The 13912-nt window shown below is 36.5% G+C and carries 9 protein-coding genes and 2 pseudogenes; 6 read left to right on the forward strand and 5 right to left on the reverse strand.

Annotated elements, in window-relative coordinates; all coding sequences use genetic code 11:
* Window positions 1-165: 165 nt before the first annotated feature.
* Complete coding sequence (gene gvpA, locus A0J48_RS18105) at window positions 166-381, reverse strand: gas vesicle structural protein GvpA (RefSeq protein ID WP_057178839.1); 216 nt, start codon at window positions 379-381, stop codon at window positions 166-168.
* A 1087-nt stretch (window positions 382-1468) separates the two neighbouring features.
* Between gvpA and A0J48_RS18110 the strand changes: the two genes are divergently transcribed.
* Complete coding sequence (locus A0J48_RS18110; protein WP_200325475.1) at window positions 1469-1735, forward strand: hypothetical protein; 267 nt, start codon at window positions 1469-1471, stop codon at window positions 1733-1735.
* Between the two features lie 395 nt (window positions 1736-2130).
* On the opposite strand, the gene shc is transcribed toward A0J48_RS18110, so the two are convergent.
* Window positions 2131-4056: a squalene--hopene cyclase gene (shc, locus tag A0J48_RS18115; protein ID WP_200325477.1), complete on the reverse strand. Its 1926-nt coding sequence runs from the start codon at window positions 4054-4056 to the stop codon at window positions 2131-2133.
* 118 nt (window positions 4057-4174) lie between these two features.
* Here shc and A0J48_RS18120 point away from each other — a divergent pair, with 118 nt between their 5' ends.
* Window positions 4175-5374, forward strand: coding sequence for a glycosyltransferase (locus A0J48_RS18120; RefSeq protein ID WP_200325479.1), 1200 nt, complete (start codon window positions 4175-4177; stop codon window positions 5372-5374).
* A 121-nt stretch (window positions 5375-5495) separates the two neighbouring features.
* Here A0J48_RS18120 and A0J48_RS18125 read toward each other — a convergent pair whose 3' ends face one another.
* From A0J48_RS18125 to A0J48_RS27770, 3 genes and pseudogenes are all read right to left on the reverse strand, one after another.
* Window positions 5496-5903 (reverse strand): hypothetical protein, encoded by a 408-nt coding sequence (locus A0J48_RS18125; RefSeq protein WP_200325481.1) that lies wholly within the window; start codon window positions 5901-5903, stop codon window positions 5496-5498.
* A gap of 128 nt (window positions 5904-6031) precedes the next feature.
* Window positions 6032-6235 (reverse strand): annotated as a pseudogene (locus tag A0J48_RS18130) (Uma2 family endonuclease); the annotation flags it as partial.
* A 368-nt stretch (window positions 6236-6603) separates the two neighbouring features.
* Window positions 6604-9603 (reverse strand): annotated as a pseudogene (locus tag A0J48_RS27770) (type ISP restriction/modification enzyme).
* A gap of 263 nt (window positions 9604-9866) precedes the next feature.
* Between A0J48_RS27770 and A0J48_RS18140 the strand changes: the two are divergent.
* The 4 genes from A0J48_RS18140 (at window position 9867) to A0J48_RS18155 (ending at window position 13501) form a co-directional block, all read left to right on the forward strand.
* Entirely contained in the window at window positions 9867-10190 is a 324-nt protein-coding gene (locus A0J48_RS18140; RefSeq protein ID WP_200325483.1) for a DUF6825 family protein, read from the forward strand.
* A 258-nt stretch (window positions 10191-10448) separates the two neighbouring features.
* Window positions 10449-12134 (forward strand): ABC1 kinase family protein, encoded by a 1686-nt coding sequence (locus tag A0J48_RS18145; protein WP_200325485.1) that lies wholly within the window; start codon window positions 10449-10451, stop codon window positions 12132-12134.
* Between the two features lie 17 nt (window positions 12135-12151).
* Window positions 12152-12901: a PP2C family protein-serine/threonine phosphatase gene (locus A0J48_RS18150; RefSeq protein ID WP_200325487.1), complete on the forward strand. Its 750-nt coding sequence runs from the start codon at window positions 12152-12154 to the stop codon at window positions 12899-12901.
* 420 nt (window positions 12902-13321) lie between these two features.
* A complete protein-coding gene (locus A0J48_RS18155) occupies window positions 13322-13501 on the forward strand; it encodes an NblA/ycf18 family protein (protein ID WP_200325489.1) in 180 nt (59 codons plus the stop codon).
* Window positions 13502-13912 lie beyond the last annotated feature (411 nt).

The following is a 13912-nucleotide window of genomic DNA, read 5'->3' on the forward strand; positions in this document are numbered from 1 at the left end:
ATAACTTCAGCCAAGCTAGAGGAGGAATTAGTTTTTTCAACTGCCATTGGTTTGCACCTTATCTCATTGTTGTTGTTTTTTCTGCACCGGAAGATTGAGCAGAATAACCAGAACAATTAACGCTTATTTTCTAGTTATTCTGCGATTTAGGAATCTGCGTAAAAATTAAGCAGGTACCGCAGCGGATTGGGTCAAGCCTACAGCTTCTGCATATTTCAAGTAGGTTTCTACAGACGCAATTACAATTCGAGCTTCAACTGCGAGTAATTCAATCCCAACTAAAGAAACACGAACCCAAGCATCAACTACGATACCTTTATCTAGGATTCTATCAATAACTTCAGCCAAGCTAGAGGAGGAATTAGTTTTTTCAACTGCCATTGGTTTGCACCTTATCTCATTGTTGATTTGATCTTTATACTGATATTGTCTACCAGTTTATAGGTAATTTGACTCCAGCAAAACTTAGCAATAAATACTCAGCTATACAGACAAAAATAACCTGTGTGGGTTTCCAAATATTGATTTTATTTAGTCCCACTAAACAAAGATTTTCCTTTAATTAGGTTGTTTCTAAGTTTGTGTAATCACAGAATTTTATTCTGTTAGCGTAGCTTGCTGGAGGAATAAACCAGGTGCAAAGTCGTAAGATTATGCACTCGTCTTAACCTTCTATACAAATAACACTTATTATTGGGGTTGTAAATAGTTAGACAGTAAATATTTATAAAGTTCAGTAATACATAAAAAAGAGATATTTCTAAATAAAATAATGCGGAAAATAATTTGTTTTTATTACGTTTAGTTCTCTCTGTATTCCTCGTTCTACTATCAAGCTTATACGGATAATACGATTGAAAACCTTGAGTAAATACTACGATAAAATTTGTCTGCACTAATAAATTAAAGCTATTTTTTTCATCAAAAATGCCCCCTTATTAATAGCGATTATACAAAACTATTCTTATTTAAATGCATTTTAAATTCTTGCTATACAAGACTTTGAGTGCATTTAGTCAGAATTGCTTATATAATGGGTTTGTTTTCATGCGGTGTTCAACAATAGGCAAATTTTCCTTGTAGGACAAAGTTTTAAGTCGTTTGGGGCATCAAAAATGGTGAATTAGGTTAACTGCCTGATGACAAGTAATAACACCACCTTATTTACACGGAGTTTTTTTGTTAATACTTACGTAAACGACTTGGTTATTACCTATGTAAATTTTCATAAATTATTTGAGATTTTCATCTTTGTACTTATGTTATAAAACTGCGGTATTAAACTAAATTCTCATAGGAAAAGATAAAAATCTCAGCACCAAATCTCTAGAAACCTCTCTGTATCTGCCACAAGTTTGGGATCCCCAAGATTTGTGTAGTAATTAATGTGAAATTAAGCAATAATACGAATACAACTACTTGGTTAAATAAATTAGGATAACTCATCCAATTATTTTTTCTAGAAACTATGTCTATGGAAGGTGCTTCCGCTTCTATCCCACAGCAAGCTCTGGCTGCTCTCGTGGATACTTTAGTAAATCAAGGTCATCCACCCCAATATGCTCAAGCAATGGCAACATCTATCATTTTTCAGACAGACTTAGATTTACGGAACGCCCAGCTTGCTAGACTTTTAGCTTGGTTGAAAGAGGAAAATAATGATGTTTATCAGTCTGCCCTGGATATAGTCAAACAAACCTGCGAAGAATTTGAAAATCGAGTTAAAGTCGGTTGAGTTTTAAGGGACTTCCAGAAATTAAATTATTCAATGAGTGAGAACCAATATGAGTATGAGGTTCTTCCTCCTCTGCGCCCCCTGCTTCCCCTGCTGACCCAAACGATGGAATATTTTTTTTAGTTGGAAGTCCCTAATGCCCTCTTTGCTGAGGGTAGAACAAGAGGGAGAAAAGTTATTGGTGATGTATCAAAAATCTTTATATCCCCCTAAATTCCCCTTAAAAAGAACGTACTTTGAAGACCTTTCCCCCGTTAGAGCTTGGGGGGATTTTAGTCTACAGCCATTTTCGGATAAATGAACCACATTTTCTTGTCTCACGCAGAGGCGCTCCAGGTGCAAAGAGGAATCAAGAGTGTGGTCTAAACACATGAAAACTGCTGTAAATTGAGAATTTACAAAAATATTCTCATTTTTTTAATCGCTTGATATCTTCCTAAAGCCATTAAAGGAAAGTATTGTTGATAGAGGTGATACTTGAGATAAAAATGACAAGGAAAACCAGTTCCTGTAAAGTAAGATTCATCCCAAGTACCATCTAACCTTTGGGTTTCTAACAAGTAATTAATCCCCTTTTCAATGCTATCAATAGGCATTTTGTCGAGTGCTTCACCTGCTGCTATTAACCCAATTAATGCCCAAGCTGTTTGGGATGCAGTGCTGTCTCCTTTGCCTTTGAGGTTGGGATCGTTGTAACTAAAACAAGTTTCACCCCAACCACCATCTGAGTTTTGAACTTTCACTAACCAAGCTGCACCTTGTTCGATATTGGGGCGATATTTCTGCGGATTGATTAAAGCTAAAGCTGATAAAACACCGCTAGTTCCATAAATATAATTTACGCCCCAACGTCCAAACCAACAACCTTCTGTTTCTTGTTCATTAAGAAGATAATTCAACGCCTTTTCTAACTTATCTGCTGGAATTGATAAGTTACAAGCACCCAACATTTCTAATACTCTAGCGGTGACATCGGCTGTATTGGGATCAATCATGGCTTTTAAATCACCATAGGGTATGGAATTGAGCCACTCTTGGTCATTGTCAAGATCAAAAGCCGCCCAACCTCCTGGTTGACATTGCATAGATGCAATCCAATTTAAAGCCCGTTTCATAGCTTGTTTTTTCAGGTTCTCATTAGGCAATTTCGCCTGATGTAAAGCCATGACCACTACAGCAGAATCATCCACATCGGGATAAAAGCGGTTGTCAAATTCAAACGCCCAAGCGCCTGGTTTTCCTTGTTTATTTTTGACAAACCAATCACCATAATCAAGTATTTGTTTGTCTATTAACCATTCTCCTGCTTTGACTATTGCTGGATCATCTGGTGCAAAGCCTGAATCAATTAAGGCGCGAATTGCCCATGCTGTATCCCATACAGGTGAAACACAAGGTTGCACACAGTAACTATTTTCTGTTTCAATGGCAAAGTTATCAACTGCTTTTAAACCCCGGTAGATAATCGGGTCTTCAGCATTGTAATCTAAACACTTCAAAGCTAAGAGAGAATTTAACATAGCGGGAATAATTCCCCCCCAATCTCCGCTGGCTTCTTGTCTGTCTAAAATCCATTTTTCTGCGGCTTTGATTCCTTCTTCTCGAAAAGGTACAAAGTTGAAACTTTCTGCTAACTTAAACCCATCATCAAGGATGTTGAATATATCTGACCAATCACCATTTTTTGGTAATTGCCATTTGACATTATTCACACCTTCTGCATATAATTCGTCTAAATTGATAGGGTGATCAATTTCAAAGATTGGTTTTTTGTCAAAGACTATTAATAATGGAACTGTGCTAGAACGCGCCCAACTAGAAAGTTCATAAATATTGAAGGGAAAATTATCCGGTAACAACATTACCCAAGGTGGTAAAGAAGGTAGTCCACGCCAGTTGTAACAACCAATTAAGGCTAGATGTAATTTGGTAAAAATACGGGTTTTGCTAATTCCACCTTTTTTGATAATTAGAGATTTAGCTTTAATTAGGGCTGGATCTGTTGCGGGTACACCTAACAACCGCAAGGCCATGTAAGCTTCTACAGTGGTGCTGAGTTCTCCACCATCACCATAGAATAGTTCCCAACCTCCATGTTCTCGTTGTTGCGATCGCAGATATGTTTCAACTTTATGTAAAGGTCGAGTTTTATCTGTTCCCCAAATCTTGTGTAGCAGTACAGCTTCAGCGGTGATGGTAACATTAGATTCTAATTCTGCCCACCAGTAACCATCTGGTCTTTGAATTGACAGCAGATGTTGTTGACTAGCTGCAATCGCTTCTGTGATTTGCTTGACTTTCACCCTATCTTGTGTTTGCATCAAATACTCACCTCAGCACCAAGTAATTATTAATAACATGATCGTGGGAAGAGAAAATTCTTCCCCAAAATCAACAAACAATGTATTCTGTCTGAATTACTGAGAATTTGCAAGAGTCATGGTAGAAATTTTATCGGGGTTGATAATTTTATCTTTAGCAATTTGGTTATTTTTACTGTTGTTTTGGGGACAGTTTTGGCGAGTAGATCAGCAGTTAGAAACAAGTAAAGACATTGCATACAAAGTCTCTACAAAGCAATCTCTTCCTACGGTATGTGTGGTGGTTCCCGCACGGAATGAAGCTGATGTTATCCCCATTAGTTTGCGATCGCTCCTCCTCCAAGACTATCCTGGTAATTTCCAGGTGTTTTTGGTGGATGATCAAAGTACAGATGGTACAGCAAATTTTGCCCAAGGGGTAGCTTACGCAGTAGACAAACTTGAACAATTACATATTGTCTCTAGTACAGATTTACCTATTGGTTGGACGGGTAAACTTTGGGCTATGGAACAAGGTGTACAAGCTGCTGTAGAAATGTTTCCTGAAACGTCTTTACAACTACCCGATTATTTATTATTTACCGATGCAGATATAGAACATGATATTAGCAATTTACACCGATTAGTTACCAAAGCTGAAGCACAAAATTTAGACTTAGTATCAATCATGGTTAGGTTGCGCTGTCAAAGCTTTTGGGAACAATTATTAATACCTGCTTTTGTCTTTTTCTTCCAAAAACTCTACCCTTTTCACTGGGTCAATAACCCCAAAAAATCTACTGCGGCTGCTGCTGGTGGTTGTATTTTAATTCGCACAGAAACTCTCCAGAAAATTGGCGGACTACAAGTGATTCATCAGGCTTTAATAGATGATTGTTCTTTAGCAAAAGCTGTTAAATCTCACCAAGGTAAAATTTGGTTAGGACTAAGTTCTTTAACTTCTAGTTTACGTCCTTATGATTCCTTAGAAACTATTTGGAATATGGTAGCCCGTAGCGCCTACACACAACTAAATTATTCTCCCTTTTTATTAGTGGGTAGTGTGTTAGGAATGACTTTAGTTTATATAATTCCAGTATTGGGAATTTTCTTGGGTTTAATATTAGGAAGTTGGCCGATAATTCTCACAGGTTTACTCACCTGGCTATTCATGACATTCGCCTATTTTCCCATTATCCGGTTTTATAAATGTTCTGCTTGGTTAGCCTTTTGTTTACCTATAATCGCCTTTCTCTATACTTTAATGACTTTAGATTCTGCTAACCGTCATTGGCAAGGAAAAGGAGGTGCTTGGAAAGGAAGGGTCTATCAAAATTAGATGATTACAAGATAGTTCTTCCTTATCGACTTCATCATAGCAAATTTCCAAGCAAACGTCAACACTTAAAACTCTCTTGATCAGATTCAGGACTTATTCAAAAATTTGGGGTTCTTAACTACTAAAGAATCAGATAACTATGCCAAAGTGATGGAGTGTTGTTATTCGTTGTTTCCGGTAGTAGCAAACGCCAACTTTTACCTTCTCTTTGAATTTGCAAATAAATATCAAAGGGTTTTTGTGGCTGAGAGATTTGTTTGTTGGGTAATTTAACAGTTAAGTCATAAGTTCCCTGCACATGATAAGCAGGTAAGTTTTCAATTGTCAAAGGCTTCTGTTGAGTAATGGAAACTCGCTTAATATCAAATTTTTGGAAATCTAAATCTAGCTTTTTCTGAAGTTCTTGCTGGGTGAGTTCTAGTTGAATTGCAATTCCTTTCTGCACTAAATCATAAGTAGGTAGCAATGCTAAACCAGTACAAGCTGTAATCAATAATAACAAGACACCTGTCAAAACAACCCTAATCATGCTTTTTGTCTATTCTTCTTCCGTGATAATTATACTTTGTTTTTATATTCTCAACTTCTTAAACAAGTCGATAATTTATGAAATTAGTTTAAATTGTATCTGGGTCAATATTTAATTCCCGCAGTTTTGCTATAGTAAATGGTGAGGTTTCCAGCAGCATAGAAATCATTTCTACCTTTCCACAACCATTTTAGACATTTAATTAAGAGCATAATTTGCTCTAGATGCAGTTCTGTTTCCACGGGAGGTTCGTCACTATATAAATCACCTGAAGGAAAAATTACATCTTGGGAGATGTTTTGTTGAGACTCTAATTCTTGAGCAATGATCATAATATTGATATAGCATCAAGTAGTTGTTTGTTGATTATAGCATTTTTTGTCTGAATCAGGATGTACAGGATTTAAGGATTAACAGGATGTTTTTTATTGAAAGTCTTTTTGTCTGAATCAGAATTTAAAGGATTTAAGAATTAACAGGATGTTTTTTTGAAAGTCTTTTAGTAAGTATTCAGCCGTCAGTAATTAGTCATCAGCTATTATCTGGAATTTATGAGCATTTTTAGCGAGGAATGAGGAATTGATTTTGGTATCAGTTTACCTTAAAAATCCTTGAAACTTAGCCTGAAAAGCAGCTTTAGCTGAATGCTTACGTCTTTTATCCTGTACATCCTTTAATCCTAGTTATCCTGATTCAGACATTATTCCATTTCTTTAATTATTTTCATAGTGTCTATACTCACTGTACAAACTCTCATTAATAAATCTATGACCTGTTCTTTATAATCTGCAAAACGGTAAGTATTGAATTTTTCCGCAATTGTGGGATCTTTTGGTTTCTTTTCTTTATATTGATCTAAAATCCATTCTAACGCACAACGATTTCCCAGCTTATATTCCCAAGCTATGTTAGGAACACCTGCTAATGTGGTGACATCATCTAAGATAATGCTACCTTGATTTTTATCGGCTTTGAGTTTGGGTTTTGGTGTTTTTTGGTTGTCTTTTAAGGGAATATCAACACGATTTAATTTATAAGGTGTGACTGTTTCATAATTAATGTGTAATTCCATCAGTTGTTTTCCCCAGTTAACCCATGTTTGGAAGTTTTCATAAAACGGTAAACGGGGAAAGTCGCGTTTTAAGTTGAGTTCGTATTTGCTGCGGTATGCAGGATTGTGTAAGACTGCGTAGGTATAATGAAAGATGTCTATTTTGGTAATTGTTGTATCTTGGTAATGGGTTTGAATTTGTTTTAATCCCCAGTCGGTTATGTTATCAATGCAGTTTCCTTCTTGGTCGTAACGATACAAGGGTAGACATTGAGTTTTTTCAATTGTATCTAGTCCAATTAATAAATCAGAACTCAGACAGTGGAAAGATTTATTTGAACCTATACCAGAAAAAGCAATAATTTTGTTTTTATTACTTAATGTTTCTGAAAACATTTCATAATGATTTTGTGTTAATCTATGATTAAATATTTTTTCTACATAATGATATAATTTACAATATGGTCTATACAAAGACAATTTGATTAAAAGTTGATCAAATGTAGCCTTTATACCATTATTCAAATAAGTTTCTAGTGAAGAACTCCATTTAATATAATTATCCATATTTTTATTTTCAGCACATAAATTATATACTTCTATCATATTTTTGATTTTTTCTATTAAATTTGCTTGACTAAAATCATAAACCCATTCATCCCTTGTAGTTTCTACACCTCTAGAAAACAACTTAAATACTGCTGCTTCTCCTTTACCTGCTTTCACATCTTTATCAACCAAAGGTAAAAGATTTTCAAAATCATTATCAGATTGATTTATCCAATTATGTTTTTGATCCGGTGTAATATACTGAAAATGAATTTCCTGAAATTTAGTGTGCGACAAAAATCTTAACTTCTCATCTGCTGTATCCAATTCTGGAAGACGCATATAAAATATTTGACATCCATGAAAATCACTATTCTGCTTTTTCACCATCAACATAATAGCGACACCAGTTTGAATCCCAAAAACATTATGAGTTGTTCCTGAAAGTTTGGGATTTTTTCTCACATCACCATGTAAATCTATGATATAGATATAATTAAAATCATCACTTACCGCTTTTCTGAAACCGTCAAAGGTTCTAGCATCAATAAAAGATGAATTAGTAATAAACGCAATAATTCCATTTTTATCTAGTCTATCAGCAGCCCACCTAATAAACCGAGTGTACATATCATAAACAACATTATTATTTTGCGCTTTACTATATTTAATGTAACTTTCTTTAATTAATTTATCTATGGCTTTATAAGAACGATTTGTATTATTATCATTAAAGTTTTCCTGTTTGGCATTATAAGGAGGATTACCAATAATCACCGAAATAGCTCTATCATTCTGGCTTTTACTTCTGGCGGTATTCTCCACACTCATAGCAAACAAATCCAACTGCTTCCCCGCAAAAGATGTCTTATCTCAAGTATCCACAAAACAAATATTTTCAAACTCCTCATACACACCCATTTTCTGCTTATAGGTAAATTCAATATTCAAATTGGCAATATAATAAGGTAAAATCGCAACTTCATTACAATGAATTTCCTGTTTATATTTGTGTTCTAAACTCTGCTTTGGTAAATAATCAATCAACTCGGTAATAAAAGTCCCCGTCCCCGTCGCAGGATCTAAAATTTCTACATTTTTATCAGCTAACAACTTTCCAAAATATTTATGTACTAAAAAATCCACACTTTCAATCATAAACCTGACGATTTCATTAGGAGTATAAACAATTCCTAATCTATCCGCAGCTTTAGGATTATATGCTTTATAAAAATTCTCATATAATGCTTTGAGAAACTTCTGTTTTTCTTGATGATTATAAATATTAGCCGCAGTTCGTCTAATTACCGCATAATATCTTTCAATCGTCGAAAGAGTGTTTTTCTTCACACTTCCTGTAAAAAAGGTGGCTAGAATTCCTTGTAACTCTCGCGCCACATTATTTTCTGTGTGAAATTGCGACTCATTAAAAATAGTGATAAAAATATCTTCTGTTAAAATATGCTGAATCATCATTTCCCGAAGATCAAATAATGTGATTTCTGGGTTAATTGATTCTTGGCAAATTCCCCAAAACTTATCTCGTGCAGTTTGAAAAGATTTGTTATTTACTCCTTGACTATCTATCAAATCTCTGAGAGAATTTGAAATAGTGGGTAAATCTTCTTTAAAGATTTCTATTGCTTCCCGAAAATCTCTAACTTCAGGACGAACATAATTAATAAAACTAGTAATAATCCCATCTACCGCGTCAGCATCACCCATGGATACGCGCAAAGTTTCCTGTCCACCTTGAATTAAAACCGCTGTTTGGGAATCTTCAAATAAAATATTACTATCTGGATAACCTTTACTCAGCTTCTTTTCTATTTCTTCATCTAAATTATCATATTGATCCTTACTTTCCCAGTAACCCCAATCTAACCGCAAAGCATCTTTAATTGTGCCATCGGGATAAACAATTTTACCATTTGGTAATTTATAATCTAACTCAGGAATGAGTAAAAAATCTCTGGGTTTGCAATATTCATTTAACAGGTTTTGAAAAGCAACACGAATAGATGTTTCTTTCCGCGAACCACCATATTGAATAATTTTTTCGACTTCTGCTTGATATTGTGTTACCAATAATCTCGACATAGTTATACCAAAGGATTTATAAAAATATGCTTAATTTTAATTAAATTAAAACCAATCAAATATCTATAATGATATATTTTAATATAAATTAATTTAGGTATACATAGGGTTTGCTGATAGCGTTCACGTAGTGTGCCGATAGCTTGCGTGGCGACGCAGGAGCCATAGGCATAGCTTGGCGCAAGCCATACTCCTGAAGATGGTCAACACCAGAGGCTGAATGCAGGTTATAATTTTCTTGCGGAGCAACTTTACAAAAATTTATGAGTAATCCCCTTGTGCAGGCCTTTTTTGTAGGCAGAGCAGTAGCAGAAGTAATCAATGAGCGTGTAGAAGTGGCCTTAACTGATGCTTTGAGTGAACTTGGCAAATTTGATGCTGAAGCTAGAGAGCAGTTACGCCAGTTTACAGAAGAAGTGATAGCACGAGCTAACCAAGCCGCTGAAGCTGCGGAAACCGGAATAAATACAGTTAACACCTCATCTGGAAGTGAATCAGTGGATTTACAGACAGAACTTGACGAATTAAGAGCAGAAATAGCTTTATTGCGAACTGAATTACAAAAGTATCGTAATACGGCAAAATAAAGGTGATGGGTGATAGGTGATTGATAATTTGGTGAGAGTGTGATTGGTATTAATCCAAAATCTCAAATCCAAAATTCAACCGCTTTCCCATCTTCCTACAGCAGACTGATATCAATCAGGTACAGAATCTAACTTGAAACCTAGACAGAGAGTTTTACTCCTGACTCCTGACTCCTGACTCCTGCTGTATTTACAAATATAAATTTTACTGAAGTTATTACAGATGAATCCGTGACAAACCGGCGGTATAAAAAAAATATGGAACAAGGTTATTCAGATAAAGCATACCGTTGGAATCGGGAAAATTACTCTAGCAAACGTCGCTTTGTAGATATATGGTCATTTGTTTTGACCTTAATGTTTAAGCTTTGGCGCTATAACAAAGCTTGGAGTTATCCAGGTGGTGTGACAGAAGCCAAACAAGCTGCAAGGCGTAAAGCTCAAGCTATTTGGATTAGAAACACTTTTTTAGATTTGGGCCCAACTTTTATTAAAGTGGGGCAATTATTTTCTACTCGTGCTGATATCTTCCCTGGAGAATATGTGGACGAACTATCTAAATTACAAGATAGAGTTCCCGCATTTAGCTATGAGCAGGTAGAAACGATTATTGAAGAAGAACTAGGCAAAAAAATTCCCCAACTGTTCCAAAGTTTTGAACCTATTCCTTTAGCTGCTGCTAGTTTAGGGCAAGTTCATAAAGCAGTGCTACATTCTGGGGAATCTGTGGTTGTCAAGGTACAACGTCCAGGCTTAAAAAAACTGTTTGAAATAGATTTAAAAATTCTCAAAGGTATTGCTCGTTATTTCCAAAATCATCCTAAGTGGGGACGAGGACGGGATTGGATGGGTATATATGAAGAATGTTGTCGCATTCTGTGGGAAGAAATAGATTATCTAGGTGAAGGCCGCAATGCTGATACTTTTCGCCGCAATTTTCGCGCTTACGATTGGGTGAAAGTACCGCGAGTTTATTGGCGATATACTACTTCTAAGGTGATTTCCTTGGAATATATGCCAGGTATTAAAGTTAGCCAGTATGAAGCTTTAGAAGCCGCAGGTGTGGATAGAAAAGCGATCGCCCGTTATGGCGCACAAGCATATTTACACCAACTCCTCAATAACGGCTTCTTTCACGCCGATCCCCACCCAGGTAATCTCGCAGTTAGTCCCGATGGGGCTTTGATTTTCTACGATTTTGGGATGATGGGGCGGATAAAAGCCAATGTCCGCGAAGGACTAATGGAAACGCTATTTGGTATCGCTCAAAAAGATGGCGATCGCGTAGTTCAATCACTAATTAATTTAGGTGCGATCGCTCCCGTTGATGACATCGGGCCTGTGCGTCGTTCTGTCCAGTTTATGCTGGATAACTTCATGGATAAGCCCTTTGAAAATCAATCAGTAGCCGCCATCAGTGAAGACCTGTACGAAATAGCTTACAATCAACCTTTTAGATTTCCAGCAACTTTCACCTTTGTCATGCGTGCTTTTTCTACCCTAGAAGGAGTAGGCAAAGGTCTAGATCCAGAATTTAATTTTATGGAAGTTGCCCAACCTTATGCAATGCAACTTATGACTGAAAACAATGGTTTAGAGGGGAATAGTTTCTTGAATGAGTTAAGTCGTCAAGCAGTACAAGTCAGTAGCACTGCTTTAGGATTACCACGTAGACTGGAGGATACACTCGATAAAATCGAACGTGGGGATATTCGTCTGCGAGTTCGTTCCGTGGAAACAGAACGCCTGATACGGAGACAGAGTAACATTCAACTCGGAATGAGCTATGCTCTTATAGTCAGTGGTTTTACCATTGCCGCGACAATTCTCCTAGTTAACCAATTCCTCTGGTTAGCAGTTTTTATGGGTTTAATAGCAGCAACAGTCTCATTCCTACTGATTCGTCTGCTTTTACGCCTTGACCGTTATGACCAAAAGTATTAATTGTTGCTCGAAAATCTATGAAACTTAACTTCACGGGTTGTACCGATCCGGGACTTATTCGTTCTAATAATCAAGATGCTTACCATATAGACCCGGAAGGGCGATTTTTTATAGTTGCTGATGGGATGGGTGGTCATGCTGGAGGTGAACAAGCAAGTCGCATTGCTACCCAAGAAATTCAGAATTATTTGTTGACAAATTGGCATTCTTCTATATCTGCATCAAAATTACTAGAAAAAGCTTTATGGTCTGCTAATCAAGCAATTTTGCAAGATCAGCAAAAACATCCTGAACGTGCTGATATGGGTACAACTGTGGTTGTAGTAGTCTTTCGTTCATCAGAACCACCTATATGTGGCCACGTTGGAGATTCACGACTATACCGCTTGCGAGAATCACAACTAGTACAAATCACAGAAGATCATACGTGGATAGCCAGAGCCATTAAAATTGGTGATATGACAGCTGACGAAGCTAGGGTACATCCCTACCGTCATGTTTTATCACGCTGTTTAGGACGTGATGACTTACATCAACTTGATCTCCAACCATTAGATGTAAAAGTGGGCGATCGCTTGCTTTTGTGTAGTGATGGACTCACCGAAGAACTTGTTGATCAACAAATTTGCATCTACCTCCAAGATACATCAAGCTCAGACCAACCAAACCTAGATAAAACAGCTTTCTCTCTAGTGGAAGCCGCAAAAGATGAAGGTGGACACGATAACATCACTGTCATCCTTATTGCTGTAGAAGAAAATTCTTGATTTGGTCAGTTGTCAGTTGTCAGTTGTCGCAGTTTATTGTTCACTGTTCACTGTTCACTCTCTTCTGCCTTCTGCCTTCTGCCTTCTGCCTTCTGCCTTCTGCCTATTCCCTTTCACTACTAACAAATCCAGTAAATATACTCAGCATTTTGTTCAATTTGAGCATTTTTCTTATTTCTAAATTGATAAAAATATCTTTAAGCTTCTCAATTTAGTTGACGAGGCTAAATTTACATAATTTCAGTCCAATATCCTTGATCGCAAAAATAGGCCAAAAAACACTGGGCATTTTGTCAAACAATTGTTATCTTTCTTAATACGGAGGTACAAATATTTATGACAAACATCAGCCTAGGCGTTCTAGCTTTGGCTTTTATGTCACACATACCTCTTGTAAACGTTGTTTTGTAGGTTTTAACTATGAGCCAACCAATTGAACTTTCCTTAGAACAGCAATTCAGTATCCGTTCATTTGCCACCCAAGTCCAACAAATGAGCCATGAACAGGCACAAGACTTTCTAGTCAAGCTCTATGAACAAATGGTTGTGCGGGAAGCAACTTATAAGGAGCTTCTCAAACATCAGTGGGGGTTAGATTAAAGTTCCACTATGGCATAGAGTAGCTTTGCTTTTGTCGCAGTGGGCGACCTCCTTCTCTTGCTTTGTTCCAGGGAGGAAAAGAGCTGGGGATGTTGGGGCGTCAACTTCGATTACCAATACCCACCGACTAAAAGCCACAAATTTAGATTAGCCAATCAAATCAAAGTCTCATAACTTTGCTTTATTTAACCATTATTCTCATTCAGCACGTTACAGTACAAACGCTATTTGCCTATACTTGCTGCTGCAAAATTTTGATTTGCCTACATTGGCAGTCAAAGCTTAACTAACAACCACATCATAGCAGATAGGTATATCAAGTATTCCACAGCTTTACATTTTCTATATAACTATAATTTAAAACCCTAAAGAAATTTAGTTCACAAAACTTTACTTTTTCTGAATACCAAG

Source organism: Sphaerospermopsis aphanizomenoides BCCUSP55 (genome assembly GCF_001586785.1).
GTDB lineage: Bacteria > Cyanobacteriota > Cyanobacteriia > Cyanobacteriales > Nostocaceae > Sphaerospermopsis_A > Sphaerospermopsis_A aphanizomenoides_A.

What these genes read in the sequence shown, in the direction of transcription:
- A0J48_RS18145 (WP_200325485.1), top strand. Translation starts at nt 10,449, where the DNA reads ATGGAACAAGGTTATTCAGATAAAGCATACCGTTGGAATCGGGAAAAT.
- A0J48_RS18120 (WP_200325479.1), top strand. Translation starts at nt 4,175, where the DNA reads ATGGTAGAAATTTTATCGGGGTTGATAATTTTATCTTTAGCAATTTGG.
- shc (WP_200325477.1), bottom strand. Translation starts at nt 4,056, where the DNA reads ATGCAAACACAAGATAGGGTGAAAGTCAAGCAAATCACAGAAGCGATT.
- gvpA (WP_057178839.1), bottom strand. Translation starts at nt 381, where the DNA reads ATGGCAGTTGAAAAAACTAATTCCTCCTCTAGCTTGGCTGAAGTTATT.
- A0J48_RS18150 (WP_200325487.1), top strand. Translation starts at nt 12,152, where the DNA reads ATGAAACTTAACTTCACGGGTTGTACCGATCCGGGACTTATTCGTTCT.
- A0J48_RS18110 (WP_200325475.1), top strand. Translation starts at nt 1,469, where the DNA reads ATGTCTATGGAAGGTGCTTCCGCTTCTATCCCACAGCAAGCTCTGGCT.
- A0J48_RS18140 (WP_200325483.1), top strand. Translation starts at nt 9,867, where the DNA reads ATGAGTAATCCCCTTGTGCAGGCCTTTTTTGTAGGCAGAGCAGTAGCA.
- A0J48_RS18155 (WP_200325489.1), top strand. Translation starts at nt 13,322, where the DNA reads ATGAGCCAACCAATTGAACTTTCCTTAGAACAGCAATTCAGTATCCGT.
- A0J48_RS18125 (WP_200325481.1), bottom strand. Translation starts at nt 5,903, where the DNA reads ATGATTAGGGTTGTTTTGACAGGTGTCTTGTTATTATTGATTACAGCT.